Consider the following 15,855-nt stretch of genomic DNA (forward strand, 5'->3'; position numbering starts at 1 on the left):
GTGACGGGAGTCAACAATGAGCGTAATGAGAGAACCCTTAGTCAGGGTGAAGTACGGTAAATGGTCGCAGCTGTTTCTCGGCCTCGTCTGCATGGCCTCTATTTCCAGCCCCCAGTACGTCTGGACGCTGCTGGCAAAGCCGCTCACCGCGAAGCTCGGCGTTGGCCTGCCCGAGCTGCAGGTGACGTTTTCGCTGCTGATTATCCTCCAGACCTTCTTTTCGCCCTTTCAGGGGCGACTGGTGGAGAAGTACGGACCGCGCCTGCTTATCTCTCTCGGTACGGTGATGGCCGGGCTGAGCTGGGTGCTGGCCGCCCGGGTCAACGGCCTGGCCGCGCTGTATCTGGTCTACGGCTGCCTCGGCGGTCTGGGTACCGGGATTGTCTACATTGGCGTGGTGGGGCTGATGGTGAAGTGGTTTCCGCACAACCGCGGCTTTGCCGCCGGCGCGGTGGCGGCGGGTTACGGCATGGGCGCGATTCTGACCACGTTCCCGATCGCCATTTCGCTGAGCAGCTACGGGCTGTCGCAGACGATGACGCTGTTTGGCGTGATTTTTGCCCTCGTCGGACTGCTGGCAAGCCAGGGGCTTAGCCTGCCGCCGGAGGCCGCGGCGCGGCAGGTTCCGCCGCGCGTGGCCCAGAGCCACCGCCAGTTCCGATCCTCTGAGATGCTGCGCCAGCCGCTGTTCTGGCTGATGTTTATGATGATGGCGATGATGTCCACCTCCGGGCTGATGGTCACCTCGCAGATGGCGATTTTCGCCGAAGATTTTGGCATCAGTAACGCGGTGGTCTTCGGCATGGCGGCCCTGCCGCTGGCGCTGACCATTGACCGCTTCACCAATGGCCTGACGCGCCCGCTGTTTGGTTTTATCTCTGACCGCATCGGGCGGGAGAAGACCATGTTCATCGCCTTCGCGCTGGAGGGCGTCGCCATGATGCTGTGGTTGGCCTGTCGCGAATCGCCGGTGCTGTTCGTCCTGCTGTCGGGGGTGGTCTTTTTCGGCTGGGGCGAGATTTTTTCGCTGTTTCCGTCGACGCTGACCGACACCTTCGGCAGCGAGCACGCCGCATCCAACTACGGCTGGCTGTACATCTCTCAGGGCGTCGGCTCCATTTTCGGCGGCCCGCTGGCGGCGCTGCTTTATCAGCACAGCCACAGCTGGACCGCCGTCTTTAGCAGCGCCATCACCCTCGATTTTCTCACCGCCGGGCTGGCGCTGCTGGTGCTCAAACCCTGGCGGGCGCGCTTCATCCGGCAGAATAACGCCCGCTGAGGCTATTCTCTCCAGCGGCTGCGCAGGTAGTCAACCGCCTGGCGGGTCTGCGGGCGGTTGAGGTAGTCTTCGCGAAACAGGATGGTGCCCCGGATCTGCGGCAGCGAGGCGTTGAAGTCGAGCTGCTTCTTCAGCTCCGGCACGCCGCCGGCAACGGTCCAGTCCGGCTCGCTGCGCGACGGCTCGCCGATTTTATACAGCGCCATGCCGATATAGAGCCGGGTGTGCGTCGGCTTCACCACGTCGGCCCACCAGCGGGCCAGTACGTCGTAGCGGGCGGCATCCCGGGCGAAAGGCCAGTAGAGCTGCGGCGCGATGTAATCAAGCAGCCCGAGCTGCACCCAGCGGCGGGTATCGGCATAGGCCTCATCGTAGGTGGCGGCGCCCCGGGTATCCGATCCGGCCGCATCGTGGGAGCGGTTGCGCCACACGCCGGCGGGGCTGACGCCAAACTGCACGTCCGGTTTTATCTGGTGCACCGTGCGCGAGACCTGCTCGATCAGCTGCAGGGTGTTGTTGCGCCGCCAGTCGGCCTTGCTGCTGAAGCCCTGGCCGTACTGCCGGTACGTGGCGGCGTCGTTAAGCGCAGAATCGCGGGTTTCGGTATAGAAATAGTCGTCGAACTGCACGCCGTCTACCGGATAGTTCTGCACGACTTCGGCGACGATGCTGGTGATCCAGTCCCGCGCTTCGGGAATGCCGGGGTCAAGGACAAAGCGGTCGCTGGCGGTGCGGATCCAGTCCCGGTGCAGTACGTAGACGCTGGGCGGCTGCTGTCTCAGGGTGGCGTTGAGGGCCGCCACGGTTGAAGGGCGGGTATTGGTGGTCACGCGATAGGGGTTAAACCAGGCGTGAACCTTCATGCCGCGCCGGTGGGCCTCGTCGAGCATAAACTGCAGCGGGTCGTAGCCCGGATCCTGACCAATGTGTCCGGTCAGCGTATCGGACCAGGGCAGGATCTGCGAGCGCCACAGGGCGGTGCCGTCCGGCTTCACCTGGAAGAATACGGTATTGATGCCCAGCGTTTTCAGGTTATCCAGCTTATCGGTGAGGGCCTTTTTTTGCATCGCAATCCGCGTTGCCGCGTCGGTAATGGTCACCGAGGGGATCGGCGGCCAGTCGAGACGCGATACGGTGGTCAGCCAGACGCCGCGCACCTCTTCATTCTGCGTCCGGGGCTGGCCGGGATGACTCGCCGGGCCGGAAGGGGTGACCAGCGAAACCGGCGGTTTACTGGCGCAGCTGATGAGCAGCAGCGCCCCCGCCATTAGCGCTGCAGCGCGCGCGGCAGAATAGGCGCCTGCTGCGAAAAAAGAGTGGGTGAAGGTCTTAATGGTAAACTCCGTTTTTTATCGTCGCCGTCCGGGAGGCAACATTTTCTGCTTATTCCCGCCCCGGGGCAATGGTGCTGGCGGGCCGCTTCGCACTCACCCGCATGATAAGCGTAGCGGGTGAGTGGAATTTAAGCATAGCGATAAAACGGAAAACAGCCTGTCAACAGAGAAACCGCCAGCAGGGCCAGGCAGGTGATAAACGACCAGCGCAGCGTGAAGCGCTGGGCCTGGGCATAATCCACCTTCAGCATCCCCACCAGCAGGTAGGTGGAGGCCACCAGCGGACTGAGGATATGCACCGGCTGTCCCACCAGCGCGGCGCGGGCCATCTCCAGCGGCTCGATGCCGTAGTGGCCCGCGGCCTGAACCAGCACCGGAAGCATCCCGAAATAGAACACGTCGTTGGAAACCATCCACGTCACCGGAATGCTGATAATGGCGGTGATCAGCGCCAGATAGGGCCCCAGCGCGGCGGGAATAATATCGACGATGGCGGTGGCGAGGCGGTTAGCCATTCCGGTCTCTGAGAAGATGCCGGTAAACACGGCGGCGGCGAAAATCAGTCCTGCGACCGCCAGCACCGCGGGCGCGTGGCGGGTAAGCTGCTCCTGCTGCTGCTTCAGGTGCGGATAGTTGACGACGAACATCAGGGCCGTCGCCAGCATAAACAGGTAAGCCATGGGCATGACGTCCAGCACCAGCAGCGTCATCAGGGCCACCGTCAGCGCCCAGTTAAACCAGAAGCGCCATCCCGCGTCCGGCTTCGGCTCAAGCTCAACCCATCCCGCCGCCGCCGGTGCGCCGGCGCGAATGTTCAGGCGCGCGCGCTCCCGGCGACCGAGCAGCCAGGCCATGATAAAGGTCCACACCACGCAGGCGAACAGCGGCAGCAGCATCGGGACAAACAGCGTCGCCACGTCGGCGTGGACCACCGCTGCGGCCCTTGCCGTCGGGCCGCCCCAGGGGAACATATTGCCAAGTCCGGTACACTGCAGCAGCAGGCAGCAGACGCTCAGCTTCGACAGGCCGATGCGCTCATAGATGGGCATGAACGCCGCCAGCACGATCATGTAGACCGTGGCGCCATCGCCGTCCAGCGCAACGATGAAGCCCAGCAGCGCGGTGCCCATGAAGATTTTCACCGGATCGCCGCCGACGGCGCTGACGATGCGCTTAATGACGGGATCGAACATCCCGGCGTCGGTCACGCTCATAAAGTAGATCATGGCAAAAATCAGCATCACCCCGGTCGGCGCGACGGTACGCAGACCTTTGGTGACCATCGCGCCCATGTCGGTTCCGTGACCTGCGAACAGGGCAAAAAGCGTGGGGATCAGAATCAGCGCGGTCATCGCCGAAAGTTTTTTGCTCATCAGTAAGCCGATAAAGCAAACGATCATGAGCACACTGAGGATCAGCAGCATGATGAGGTATCCTGTAGGGTAGAGTAAGAACGGTGTCGTTATTTTTTTTAAAAGCACACTTATCCGTTCAGGCTTGCCCTGCCGCAGCGGCAGGGCAGCTGGCCTAGCGGTGGTCGCGCAGCGAAGGCGACACCGGCAGCGGCAGGCGATAGAGCTTCACCGGATACTCAACCGTTGACGGTTTTCCTCCGGTGGTGGCCGGCGTGCGGTTAATCTGCGCAGAAGGCATCCACAGCGCGCCCTCTGAAATCCACATCGCATCGATCCACACCAGCCGCGGATCCTGAATCACCGTTGTGACGCTGCCGTCCGGCGCAATGCGCTTGATGCTGCGGGTATTGAGATCCGACGCGTAGATATTGCCGTTAGCATCAATGGCCGTACCGCCCGTGCTCCAGGTGTCGCGAACCTTCTGCGCATGTTTCGCGACCTCGGCCGCCGGCAGCGACGGGTCATTCAGATAGCGGGTCCCGATGCGGGCCAGCGGGCCGGGGATCGCCTGGTAATAGAGCCACTTACCGTCGGGAGAGACTTCCAGCTGATCGAGGCCTACGCGCTTCTCGCGGCCGTCGCGCAGGTAGAGTTTCTTCCCGTCGGCGTAGATGGGCAGGTGGTCAATCGACAGCGGATGGTCGTCCAGCGCGCGCCAGCTTTTGCCGCTTTTCATATTGAGGATCACCAGCCCCCGGGCGCCCGGATCGGTGATATAGGCGAAGTCGCCGTTGAAGCGCACGTCGTCGAGGTAGCTGGTCTCTTTCAGCACCGGCGCTTTGAAGACGTAGCTGCTGACCACTTTCCCGGTCCGCAGATCGATACTCACCAGCTTGGCCGCCCCCGGCACGGCCTTATCGCCGGTGCCGATACCTTTGTTGCCGGCGTCCATTACCCACAGATTGCCGTCCGGCCCGATGCGCAGGGCGTTTACGTGATAGAAGTGATGCTCGGGATCCTGCGCCTGCCACTGGTTCCACTCGCCGTTCGGGTAGGGCGTGAGCTGATTATTGATAACTTCAGCCAGCTGTACGCCGCTGCCCTCGGACTGGGTCAGCGACGCAAAGATGCGGCCATCCTGGCTGACCGTAATGCCGTTCCACACCCGGGGTGAGGTCGCCACCTGCTGCAGGCGGCTATCCTGCTGAGTCGGTAAACTGGCCGCAAGCGGGTCCTGCGCGCTGGCCTCCAGGGCGGTACCCAGGGCTAAGGCAAGCGTCAGCGCTTTAAACAAATGGTTCATTTTTATCTCCTTTGCGCGGATGTTACTCCGAGTGTTGCTTTGTTGTTAACTTATTTACATCCTGGCATCCCGGGAAAATAAATTATATTCTTTGGTTTTTATCAATTAATTCCTGGCGGGAATGTATGGAGCTTAAAGATCTGCACTACTTACTGGCGGTGAGGGAGACGGGCCATCTGGGTAAGGCGGCACAATCCCTTGGCATTACTCAGCCCGCGCTGACCAAATGCCTTCAGCGGCTGGAGAAGTTTTACGCAACGCGGCTGATAATGAAGGTCGGACGGGGGATGCAGCTGACGGAAGCGGGCCTTCTACTTTGTGAACGCGCTCAAAAAGTCACCCACCTGATGCAGGTGACGCGTCAGGATCTGCGGGCGCTGGGCGAGGGGACCGCGGGGGTGCTGCGGCTGGGCGTGGCGGCCACGGCGGCCGAGTTTATGCTGCCGGAATTGAGCGCAGCGCTGCTGCAAAAGGCGCCGACGGCGCAGCTGGAGGTGACCGTCGGCATGAATGACCTTCTGCAGAAGCTGCTGCGGGAGAATAAAATCGATCTGATTCTGGGCTACTTGCCGGAGAGCGGCGGGGAGTTTGTCACCCGGCCGCTGATTGACGATCCGGTGGTCATCGCCGCCAGCCGCCGGCACCCGCTGACCAACATCCACCCGACGCCGGAACAGCTGGCAAGCTACAGCTGGCTGCTGCCTTCATCTGAGGTCGCCACCCGCCAGTGGCTGGAGCGGCGCCTGCACAGCGGCGGCTATGCGCCGCCGCGGGTACAGATGCAGAGCAATACCCTGTCGCCGCTGCGCCGGCTGGTCGCCAGCAGCGAACTGCTGACCTTTATCTCCCGGCGCCTCATCAACAGCGGCGACAGTGAAAGCGGGCTGGCGGAGATCCCGCTGCCGCTGGTGGTGATGCCGCGCACCTTCGGCTGGCAGTTTCGCTCGCTCAGCGAACTCTCGCCCGCCAGTCGGCTGCTGGTGGAACTGGCGGAGAAGCGCTGGCGCTGGTAGCGGCCAGCTCACCCTGCAATATCCTCCAGGCGGCGGTTAAGGGTCCGCGGGCCAAACACGCCGATGGTAAATACCACAATCGCCATCGCGGCGGAGATGACGATGAACACCGTCCCGACGCCCATCTCATGCAGTACCCAGGCAATGGTGAAGCCCGACAGCATGCCGCTGATGCGGCTCACCGAATAGACCAGCCCGATAGCCTTGGCCCGGAACCGGGTCGGGAACAGCTCCGCCTGATAGGCGCGGTACGAGAAGGTCATGCAGGTGCTGGCAAGCGACAGCAGCAGACCCAGGGAGACCAGCATCACCGGCGCCGATTGCCAGGAAAAGAGCGTCCCCACAACGGCAATGGCCAGGGCCGAACCGCTCACCAGCCACTTGCGCTCGATGCGGTCGGCGATGGTCATCGCCAGCAGCGGGCCGAGCGGGCTGGCAAAGGCGATTAAAAACGAGTAGAGCAGGCTGTGGGTAAAGGTCACCCCTTTGGCGGCCAGCAGCGTGGGGATCCAGCTGGCGAAGCCGTAATAGCCGATGGACTGGAAGAAGTTAAACACCAGCAGCATCAGCGTCCGGCGGCGATAGGGCGGCTTCCACATCTCATTTTTTACCGCCGGCGCTGCGGCCGCCGGTACGATGTCCACCTCTCTGACCGGAGGCAGGACTTCGCCGGTCGATTTCGCCACCCGCGCCTCCAGCCGGCGCACGATATCTTCGGCTTCCTTATAGCGGCCTTTCTCCACCAGCCAGCGCGGGCTCTCCGGCAGCCCCATGCGGATAAGCCACACCACCACGGCGCCGATACAGCCGAGCAGGACAACCCAGCGCCAGCCGCTGATCCCCAGCGGCGCCAGCGGCACCAGCTGCCAGGAGAGGAAAGCAATAGTGGGAATGGCGGTATACTGGATAGCCTGCACGAACGCATAGGAGCGCCCCCGCAGGCGGGCCGGGATAAATTCTGAGACGTAGGCATCAATCGTCACCAGCTCGGCCCCTACGCCGATGCCGGAGACGATGCGCCAGAAGATCACCGCGTGCGGGTGATGCTGAAAAGCCATAATGCCGCTGGAAACCGCGTAGATGAGCAGGGCTATCACAAACACCTTGCGCCTGCCCAGCCGGTCAGCCAGACCGGCGACCAGCAGCGTCCCGAGAAATACGCCCATAAACATGGCGGCGACAAACGCGCCCAGGCTTGTGGGATCGAAAAAATTGTGGCTGCCGTGGCTAAAAATACCTTCCCGGACCATGCCCGGGCCGATATAGGCGGTGAGGAACACGTCATAGATTTCAAACCAGCCCCCGAGGGCCAGGCCGAAGATGATGAGCCACACCGGGCGGGCGGCGGGGAGCCGCTCAAGACGGGCGGAAAGCTGCGCCCCGAAGGCTTTGCCTTCCTCCGGGGTAAAGTTTTCACGCCAGTGCATCGGCGGCGGCAGGGATTCGCTCAGCGACAGTTTTTTTAACACGGCAGGGCTCCACAATTGTCGTTATAATATCTTTTTCGTGACACCGTCACGTAATCAGAGCGGGCATCCTTTAGCGCGCAGAATTGCGTTAAAGCGTTCCGGGTCGCTGGTGCCTGCCACATTGGTCGCGCGGATCTTCTCTTCGCGTTTAGCATGCGCCTGCACGCGCGGCAGCAGAACGTCGAGCGCGTCGTGCGGGATGGCCAGCACGCCATCGGCATCGGCCACGATCAGATCGCCCGGTGCAACGACCATCCCGGCGCAGTGCACCGTGGTATTGATCTCGCCCGGTCCCTCTTTGGACGGGCCGCGCAGGGTGTTACCGCGCGCCCACATGGCAATGCCGCCTTCGGCCCACTCGTTGATATCCCGCACCGCGCCGTCAATCACAAAACCGGCAATTTTTTTGGTCTGCGCCGTGGTGCGCATCAGACCGCCGACCAGGGCCTGCGTCAGATCGCCCGAGCCATCGATGACGATCACATCGCCCGGACGGGCCATCTCCATCGCTTTATGGATCATCAGGTTGTCGCCAGGGCGAACCTTGACGGTCAGCGCCGGACCGCAGAGCACCAGATTCGGGTCGTTGTGATAAGGGAGCAGGCCAAGAGCGCCCACGCTGCGCCCCATGCTGTCGCCAATATTGGCCGCAGGCAGCTGACGGTACGCGTCCAGCAGCCCGGGGGCGATATCCGGGCCGCGTTCACCAATAAAATAGCCAATCGGCCAGTCGCTTCGTATGGTCATAAGTTAACTCCGGTTAAGCACCTGCGGGTTCACGCAGGCAGAAATCTGCAGATGGTGGTTATCCAGCCATTCGAGGCACTGGCGGGCGGCGCTGCTGGCTACCGCGTCAAGCGCCTGCGGCGTCGAACCGCCGATGTGCGGGGTGATGATGACGCTGGAGAGCTGGCGGAAAGGGTGATCGGCCGCCAGCGGTTCATGGGCGACGGTATCCAGCCCGGCGGCGCGCAGGTGTCCGGACTGCAGCGCCGCGAACAGAGCGCCCTCATCCACCAGCTCACCGCGGGCGGTGTTAATCAGCACCGCGCCGGCCGGCATCAGCGCCAGCGCCGCGGCGTCGAGCATACCGCGGGTTTTATCGTTTACCGGGCAGTGCAGGCTGAGCACGTCGGCCCGGGGCAGCAGGTCGGCGAGGCTGGCGCAGCGGCGGGCGCCTGCGGTATCGGCATCGCCGGCGATGGCCGGATCGAAAAAGGCCACGTTCATGCCAAGCGCCTGCGCCACCTTCGCCACCCGGCGGCCGATTTCACCGTAGCCTACCAGGCCGAGGGTTTTACCGCTCAGCTCCTCGCCGTCGCCGCTGCGGGTCCAGCGGCCTGCGGCCACCTCCTGCTGGAACCAGGGCAGGCGGCGGGCGCAGCTGAGCATCAGCGCCACGGTCAGCTCGGCCACCGACTGCGCGTTGGTGGCGGGCGTCGTCAGGACCGGAATGCCCTGCCGGGTAGCGGCCTCAACGTCGATATTGGTCACGCCGACGCCGTGTTTGCAGATAATTTTCAGCGTCGGGCAGGAGGCGATGGCGCGGGCGCTGAGGGTCACCGTCCGCGAAATGACCGCATCATAGGCGACGCTCGCCATCCGCCGCTCCACTTCGTCGGCATCATTATTGGTGTCCAGGTAATCTACCTCGCAGCCGGCCTCGGCCAGCGCTTTGCGGCCGCCGTGGCCAAGGTCGGTGGTGGTAACGAGAAAGCGGTAAGGCATGTTCAGTTCTCCGAATGAGTTCCGCTTTATCCTGGCAGCGGAGAACGATTAATAAAATTATGGAAAAGTTATAAATCAATTCCTGCCGTGAATTGATTTCAGCCCGGTCCGGAACTGTAATAAGCCCTCAGCAGGCCGCGAGACGCGGAAAAAAATTAACAGTGGCTTCACTTTTCCTGCCCGTTTACCCACGGATCCCGCCGCCGGTTAGCGCGCTTTTCATCGGCGGCGGGGCGATCGCCGGGCAATCGGGCGGCTGACGGAGACGATCGAAATGTGATGCACTTCATATTTTTAGGTTTTGATTCCCTTTGAAAAATGGGGCAGCGGCGCGGCAAGCCGCATGGCGCCTGAGCGGTCCCCCTGGCGGTACGCCTGTGCTATCTCGCACGAAATGTAAAAATGCGTAAAGCCAGGAAGTGTACCTTTTGGTTCATTAACACCTTAATATCAAAATGGTTACATCATGGATAACAATAAAGCGTTCTTCTCTCTCCTCGCACGCATCATGGCCGTTGGCCTGTTTTTTACCTCCGGTGTTGACAAAATATTCAACTACGGCAGCAACTTAGATCTGATGGCCAGCAACGGCGTCCCCGGTTTTTTCCTGCCGCTGGTGATCCTGCTGGAAGTCGGCGGCGGGCTGGCTATCGCCTGCGGATTCCTTACCCGCTTTACCTCCCTGTTTATGGCGGTGTTCTCGGTGCTGGCGGGGTTCCTTTTTTATCAGGGCTACAGCCATGCCCATCTGATGGTCTGGCTGAAAAATATCTCGTGTGCCGCCGGCTTTGTCCTTCTGTGCGTGCACGGTGGCGGGAAATGGAGCATTGACTACTGGCTCCAGCGCCAATTAAAGCGTCCTGCTTCTCACTAATTGATCGCAACTTATCAAAGGAAAAAACATGAAGCTCATTCCTGCACTTATTGCCGGCGCCGCGCTGATTGGCACGGCTGCCCATGCGGCAGAGCCCGCCCGACAGGTCTCCGTGCTGAGTCATCAACAGGCCCACCTGCTGCTCGATAAAGCAGAGCAGATCATCACCGGCCACAAGATCGGCGGCGTGGTGGTGGTGGTGGATGCTTTTGGTCAGACGATCGCTTTTGACCGGCTTGATGGCGCCACGCTCGCCAACAGCGAGCTGGCGCCGAAGAAAGCCCACGCTGCCGCCGCATTTGGCGCGCCGACCGCCAGTTTTCAGAAAAAAATTGCCGAGGGTAACGTTGGCGTATTGGGTAACCCTGTCGTCGTACCGCTCCCGGGCGGCCAGCCGGTGAAAGTCAACGGCGTGGTTATTGGCGCGATTGGCGTCAGTACGCCCGATGGCAATGTCGATGAAGAAGCCGCCACCGGCGCGCTCGCGGCTCTTAACGCCGGCTAAGACAAGAGGCCAGACATGGAAAGAAGACGCTTTTTACAGATGATGCTGGCGACCCCGGTGATCCTCTCGATGCCGGTGCATACGCTGCTGGCCGCGCCGGCAGACGGCGAAACCGCCCAGCTGCTGCGCGCCAGCGAACTGCTGACCGGACGTCGCGGGCTGGATAGCGGCATCGCCGCCCGCCTGTGGACGCTGCTCTGCGAGCAGGACAAGCAGTTTCCGGCCCGGCTCGCACAGCTGATGACCCGCCTGCAGGCGCTGCACAGCGAAGATCGGGAGCAGATCGTTAGCCAGCTTGATGATGACGAGGTGAAAACCGCGCTCGCTATCATCTCCCCGTGGTATCTCGGCTATACCGGCACGCCGTCAACCACCAAAGCGGTGGACGATGCGCAGTTTGTCACCTTCCTCTCGGCGCTGATGTATGAGCCGACCCGGGAGCAGACCATTCGTCCAACCTACGCCCGCGCCGGGGGCGATTACTGGGCGGAGGTGCCTGCGGGCGTTACCGCTCCGGCAATGCCGGACAACATCCGCGCCTGGGGCGAACAGTCGCCGGCGGCCGCGGGCAGGATTAAAGAACCTGAAGCCCCGTGGCTGCTGATGGTTCAGGGAAAAGCCAAAACCCTTGCCGAAGCGCAGGCGATGCTGGCGGCGTCATAACAATAAATAAGAACATGTGAGCAGGAAGAAAAAATGAGCGAATTTGATGCTGATGTTGTTATCGTCGGCTCGGGCGCACTGGGAGCCAATGCGGCGTATCAGCTCGCTAAAGCGGGAAAGTCGGTGATTATGCTGGAAGCGGGCCCCTATATTCCCCGCTGGAAAGTGGTCGAAAACTACCGCAACAGCGCCAGTAAACGCAACTGGTGCGCCCCTTATCCCAATCTCCCCTGGGCGCCTAACTCCTATACCGAAGGCTATATCGACGCGAAGGGCGACGACGACTTTGAATATGTCACCAGCTTTCTGCGGGTAGCGGGCGGCAGTACCCGACACTGGGCCTCGGCGTGCTGGCGCCTGCTACCGAACGACTTCAAGCTGAAAAGCGCCTACGGCGTTGGCCGCGACTGGCCGTTTGAGTACAGCGAACTGGAGCCGTGGTACGTGAAGGCCGAGCGCGAAATCGGCGTAGTAGGCACCGGTGACGAAGATCAGAGCGGGCAGGGGCGCGGCCACTATCCGCCGCGCTCGGCGGATTATCCGCTGCCGCCGGAAGCCAAGCCGTACATGGTGCAGCGTATGCAGTCGAAGCTTGGCCCGATGGGATATCAGGTGATTCATGAACCGCACGCCCGGGTTTCGCGCCCCTATGACGGTCGGCCGGCCTGCGCGGGAAACAATAACTGCGAGCCCATCTGCCCCATCGGCGCCATGTACTCCGGCGATATGCACGTGGACAAGGCGGTGGCGCTGGGCGCAGAGCTGCGCACCGAGTGCGTGGCCTGGAAACTGGAGAAGGGCGCGGGCAATAAGATCGTCGCGCTGACCTACCGCAAGCCCGACGGCAAAGACACCCGGCTGACGGCGAAAGTCTTTATTATCGCCGCCCACGGTCTGGAGACACCGAAGCTGCTGCTGATGAACGATATCGCCAACAGCTCCGATCAGGTGGGCCGCAATCTGATGGATCATACCGGTCTGAGCCTGACCTTCCTTGCGGATGAACCGCTGTGGACCGGGCGCGGTTCGGTGCAGCACGGCACTATCGCCAACCGCCGCGATGAGCCGAGCCGGGCGCAGCACTCCGCCATCCGCTACTCCCTGCGCAACCTGGTGCCAAACGTCGATGTTACCGTCCCTCTGCTCAGGCAGGGCGTGATGGGCCAGGCGCTGGACGATGCTATCCGCGACCGCGCGTCGCGCATTATGAACATCAGCACCATGAGCGAAACGCTGCCCAGCCCGACCAACCGCATTGTGCCCAACTACGACCGCAAGGACAGCATTGGCCTGCCGATGATGAAAGTCGATTACCACCTCGACAGCTACGTGCGCGGCATGCGGCCCCAGGCGTACAAAGATTTCGCTAACTTCCTGCAGGCTTTTAACGGGGAAGTGATCGAAGCGCCGACCGGGTGGCGTAACCAGTACCACATCATGGGCACGACGATCATGGGAGACAGTCCGAAGGACTCGGTGGTGGATGCCCACTGCCGCAGCTGGGACCACCCGAACCTTTTTCTGGCCACCACCGGCGTGATGCCGACCTCGGCCACCGTTAACCCGACGCTGACCGGCATCGCCCTGGCGATCCGCCTGGCCGACACCGTTGCAAGGGAGGTCTGAGCCATGCGCGTAAAACAGCTATTCCGCCTGACCGGCTTCAGCCTGCTGCTGGCGAGCGCTGCGGCGCTGGCTCAGGATGCCTCTCCCGATCTGGTTAAACGCGGCGAGTATCTGGCGGTCGCCGGAGACTGCACGGCCTGCCACCGCAGCCCGGAGAGCGGCAAGCCCTTTTCCGGCGGCTACGGGATCCAGTCGCCGATGGGGATGATCTACGGATCTAACATCACGCCGTCGAAAACGGCGGGGATTGGCGGCTACTCGCTGGATGATTTTAAGAAAGTGATGCGCGAAGGCAAGGCGCCGGGCAACCACTATCTCTATCCGGCCATGCCCTATACCTCCTTTGCCGGCATGTCTGATGAGGATCTGCGCGCGCTGTACTCCTATCTGATGCTCGGCGTGCCCGCAGACGACCATCCGGCGCCTGAAACCCACCTGCCGTTTCCGTTCTCTTTCCGGCCGGTCATGGCGATGTGGAATCTGATGTTCCTGCAGTCGGGCGAAGTGAAGGGCAGCGACGCTGCGCCGGGCAGCGCGGAGCGCGGTGAATATCTGGCGCGGACGCTGGCCCACTGTTCAACCTGCCACACGCCGCGCAACGCGATGATGGCGGAGCAGAACGACCGCTTCCTCGCGGGGGGCAAAGTCGGCAGCTGGACGGCGCCGAATATCACCTCCGATCCGCAGGCCGGGATTGGCAACTGGAGTGAAAGTGACCTTGTCACCTATCTCAAAACCGGGGCGCTGCATGGTAAAGCCGTTGCCGCCGGCGAGATGGGGCTTGCGGTGCAAAACTCCTTCTCAAAACTGAGCGATGACGACCTGCGCGCCATCGCCCGCTATATCCGCCAGGTCCCCGCTATCGGCGGCGGCGATCGCCAGAGCGGCACGCCGGCAAAAGAGGCGCAGCCGCTAACGGCGGTGGAAACCGGCATGAAGGCGGATATTAACGACTACATCTCCGGCAAAGGGATGAGCGGCGCGCAGCTGTACAACGGCGCCTGCGCGACCTGTCACGGCAGCGATGGGAAGGGCACGCACGATCCGCAGCGCTTCTTCCCGTCACTGGTGGGCTCCTCGGCGGTGAAATCTGACGATCCGGCCAACCTGATCATGACGATAGCCGAAGGCGTCAACCGCGATACCCCAGCCGGACATGCGTTTATGCCGGCCTTCCGCTCGCAGTTTAGCGAAGATGAACTGGCGGAGGTGGCCAACTATGTTTCCACCCGCTTTGGCGATCCGCAGCACCCGATCGCCGTGGAAGACGTCCACCGCACGCTGCAGGGCGAAAGCGGCAGCTGGCTGGTGCGCTATGCCATGCCGCTGACCGTGGCGGGCGCGGCGATCGTCCTGATTGCGATTGGGCTGCTGATCTTCTCTCTGCGCCGTCGGCGCGGTTAACCCCCCGGGAGCCGCCGCGCGGCTCCCACTGCATGGAGTGTGACTTGTGAAAAAATTGCTGTCCCTGACGCTGCTGACCGCCGCGCTGTTTTCCGCCGCGGGCGCGCAGGCTACTACGACCCAGACCATCCTGACGCAAAGCGATGCTCAGAAGCTGATTGCCGCCGCCCAGGAAAAGGCGAAAGCGCTGAAGGCCAACGTCTGCGTGGCCGTGCTTGACCGCGCGGGCCAGCTGCTGGCCTTCCAGCGGATGGACGGTGCGCCAACCGGGTGTATTGACTCGTCGATCCTCAAGGGGCGCGCTGCGGCGCTGTACCGTACTCCGACGGATAAATACATGGACCGGGCGAACGGTAAAGAGCCGGCTATCGCCACCCTGCCCGGCATTATCCCGCTGGGCGGCGGTTCGCCGGTGGTGCAGCAGGGCGATACCCTGGGCGCCGTCGGCGTCAGCGGCTCGGCCAACCCTAACGAAATCGCCATCGCTAAAGCGGCCAGCGATAGCTTTAAGTAGCGCCATCCGGCTTTCCCCTGCGGGGGAAAGCTACCCTACCAGCGGGCGCAGAATCAGCTCCGCGCCCAATAGCAGCAGCACGCCGAGAAAGCAGCGCCTGAACGCGGCGGCACTTAATCTGCGGCTTATCTTCTGACCTGTCCACATTCCCGCTATCGCCGGCACCGTCGCCGACGGACGGAGCCAGTAACCCCATCTGCCAGCCGTTGTGCAGCCAGAGTCCCGCCCACAGCGCCAGCGTCGACACCGTAAACGAAAGCCCCAGGGCCTGTACCAGCCGCGCCTTATCCAGACCGAGGGTTTGCAGATAAGGGACGGCGGGGAGTACGAAAACCCCCGTCGCGCCGGTAATCAGCCCGGTAAGCGCCCCGGCCAACGGCGAGAGCCACCGCTCCGCCGGGGGAGAAACCTGTACAGCAGGGGCAAAGAGCGCCGTCAGGGCATAAATAACCAATACCGCCCCCAGCGCGCAGGCTGACCACTGCGGATTGCTCAGCAGCAGGCCGCTTGCCGCCAGGGTTGCGGCGGCAATGCACAGCATCATCGGCGCCAGGCGCCGCAGCGCGTCTGACAGCGGCGGCCCGGTGAAAAGCTGAATGAGGTTGGTCAGCAGCGACGGGACGATAAGCAGCGCTGCGGCGGAGGGAAGGGGCATCAGCAGGCCGAGAAGGGCCACGGCAACCGTGGGCAGGCCCATGCCGGTGATCCCTTTAACGATCCCGGCCGTTGTAAAAATTAGCGTCAGGGCAAGATAGGGCGCGTCGTTCACTGTTCAGCCTCGCTGTCGA

Annotated in this window: 14 protein-coding genes and 1 pseudogene; 8 read left to right on the plus strand and 7 right to left on the minus strand. The window is 62.4% G+C overall.

Annotated elements, in window-relative coordinates; translation table 11 throughout:
* The first annotated feature begins 16 nt into the window (after positions 1 to 16).
* Positions 17 to 1,279: an oxalate/formate MFS antiporter gene (gene oxlT, locus ENGE1_RS05270; protein WP_048252691.1), complete on the plus strand. Its 1,263-nt coding sequence runs from the start codon at positions 17 to 19 to the stop codon at positions 1,277 to 1,279.
* A gap of 2 nt (positions 1,280 to 1,281) precedes the next feature.
* On the opposite strand, the gene ENGE1_RS05275 is transcribed toward oxlT, so the two are convergent.
* From ENGE1_RS05275 to ENGE1_RS05285, 3 genes are all read right to left on the minus strand, one after another.
* The gene (locus ENGE1_RS05275) at positions 1,282 to 2,547 is read right to left on the minus strand and encodes a glycoside hydrolase family 10 protein (RefSeq protein ID WP_080964535.1); all 1,266 of its coding nucleotides are present in this window, start codon (positions 2,545 to 2,547) and stop codon (positions 1,282 to 1,284) included.
* A 194-nt stretch (positions 2,548 to 2,741) separates the two neighbouring features.
* Complete coding sequence (locus ENGE1_RS05280; protein ID WP_048252693.1) at positions 2,742 to 4,037, minus strand: CitMHS family transporter; 1,296 nt, start codon at positions 4,035 to 4,037, stop codon at positions 2,742 to 2,744.
* A gap of 103 nt (positions 4,038 to 4,140) precedes the next feature.
* Complete coding sequence (locus ENGE1_RS05285) at positions 4,141 to 5,271, minus strand: L-dopachrome tautomerase-related protein (RefSeq protein WP_043084029.1); 1,131 nt, start codon at positions 5,269 to 5,271, stop codon at positions 4,141 to 4,143.
* A gap of 125 nt (positions 5,272 to 5,396) precedes the next feature.
* On the opposite strand from ENGE1_RS05285, the gene ENGE1_RS05290 reads away from it, so the two are divergent.
* On the plus strand, positions 5,397 to 6,284 hold the full coding sequence (locus ENGE1_RS05290) for a LysR family transcriptional regulator (protein WP_023285956.1): 888 nt from the start codon (positions 5,397 to 5,399) through the stop codon (positions 6,282 to 6,284).
* Between the two features lie 8 nt (positions 6,285 to 6,292).
* Here the strand turns inward: ENGE1_RS05290 and ENGE1_RS05295 are convergent, their stop codons facing one another.
* The 3 genes from ENGE1_RS05295 to ENGE1_RS05305 are packed head-to-tail and all read right to left on the minus strand — an operon-like array spanning position 6,293 to position 9,481.
* Complete coding sequence (locus tag ENGE1_RS05295) at positions 6,293 to 7,753, minus strand: MFS transporter (RefSeq protein WP_053075549.1); 1,461 nt, start codon at positions 7,751 to 7,753, stop codon at positions 6,293 to 6,295.
* A gap of 54 nt (positions 7,754 to 7,807) precedes the next feature.
* Positions 7,808 to 8,500 carry an RraA family protein gene (locus tag ENGE1_RS05300; protein ID WP_043084024.1) on the minus strand — a complete coding sequence of 231 codons (693 nt, stop codon included), beginning with the start codon at positions 8,498 to 8,500 and terminating at the stop codon, positions 7,808 to 7,810.
* 3 nt (positions 8,501 to 8,503) lie between these two features.
* On the minus strand, positions 8,504 to 9,481 hold the full coding sequence (locus tag ENGE1_RS05305) for a hydroxyacid dehydrogenase (RefSeq protein ID WP_048252694.1): 978 nt from the start codon (positions 9,479 to 9,481) through the stop codon (positions 8,504 to 8,506).
* A 466-nt stretch (positions 9,482 to 9,947) separates the two neighbouring features.
* On the opposite strand from ENGE1_RS05305, the gene ENGE1_RS05310 reads away from it, so the two are divergent.
* From ENGE1_RS05310 to ENGE1_RS05335, 6 genes are read left to right on the plus strand one after another with little or no spacing between them, the layout of a single operon-like run.
* The gene (locus tag ENGE1_RS05310) at positions 9,948 to 10,355 is read left to right on the plus strand and encodes a DoxX family protein (protein WP_043084022.1); all 408 of its coding nucleotides are present in this window, start codon (positions 9,948 to 9,950) and stop codon (positions 10,353 to 10,355) included.
* A gap of 28 nt (positions 10,356 to 10,383) precedes the next feature.
* Positions 10,384 to 10,860 carry a GlcG/HbpS family heme-binding protein gene (locus ENGE1_RS05315; protein WP_043084021.1) on the plus strand — a complete coding sequence of 159 codons (477 nt, stop codon included), beginning with the start codon at positions 10,384 to 10,386 and terminating at the stop codon, positions 10,858 to 10,860.
* A gap of 15 nt (positions 10,861 to 10,875) precedes the next feature.
* The gene (locus tag ENGE1_RS05320; RefSeq protein ID WP_043084020.1) at positions 10,876 to 11,523 is read left to right on the plus strand and encodes a sugar dehydrogenase complex small subunit; all 648 of its coding nucleotides are present in this window, start codon (positions 10,876 to 10,878) and stop codon (positions 11,521 to 11,523) included.
* Positions 11,524 to 11,556: 33 nt separating this feature from the next.
* Positions 11,557 to 13,149: a GMC family oxidoreductase gene (locus tag ENGE1_RS05325; RefSeq protein ID WP_048252697.1), complete on the plus strand. Its 1,593-nt coding sequence runs from the start codon at positions 11,557 to 11,559 to the stop codon at positions 13,147 to 13,149.
* Between the two features lie 3 nt (positions 13,150 to 13,152).
* Positions 13,153 to 14,553, plus strand: a complete 1,401-nt coding sequence (locus tag ENGE1_RS05330; RefSeq protein WP_045288827.1) for a cytochrome c — start codon at positions 13,153 to 13,155, stop codon at positions 14,551 to 14,553.
* A 46-nt stretch (positions 14,554 to 14,599) separates the two neighbouring features.
* Positions 14,600 to 15,067, plus strand: a complete 468-nt coding sequence (locus ENGE1_RS05335; protein WP_023285947.1) for a GlcG/HbpS family heme-binding protein — start codon at positions 14,600 to 14,602, stop codon at positions 15,065 to 15,067.
* A 30-nt stretch (positions 15,068 to 15,097) separates the two neighbouring features.
* On the opposite strand, the pseudogene ENGE1_RS05340 reads toward ENGE1_RS05335, so the two are convergent.
* Positions 15,098 to 15,836 (minus strand): annotated as a pseudogene (locus tag ENGE1_RS05340) (sulfite exporter TauE/SafE family protein).
* Positions 15,837 to 15,855: the final 19 nt, after the last annotated feature.

Origin of the sequence: Pluralibacter gergoviae ATCC 33028 = NBRC 105706 (assembly GCF_001598855.1) — a bacterium.
GTDB lineage: Bacteria > Pseudomonadota > Gammaproteobacteria > Enterobacterales > Enterobacteriaceae > Pluralibacter > Pluralibacter gergoviae.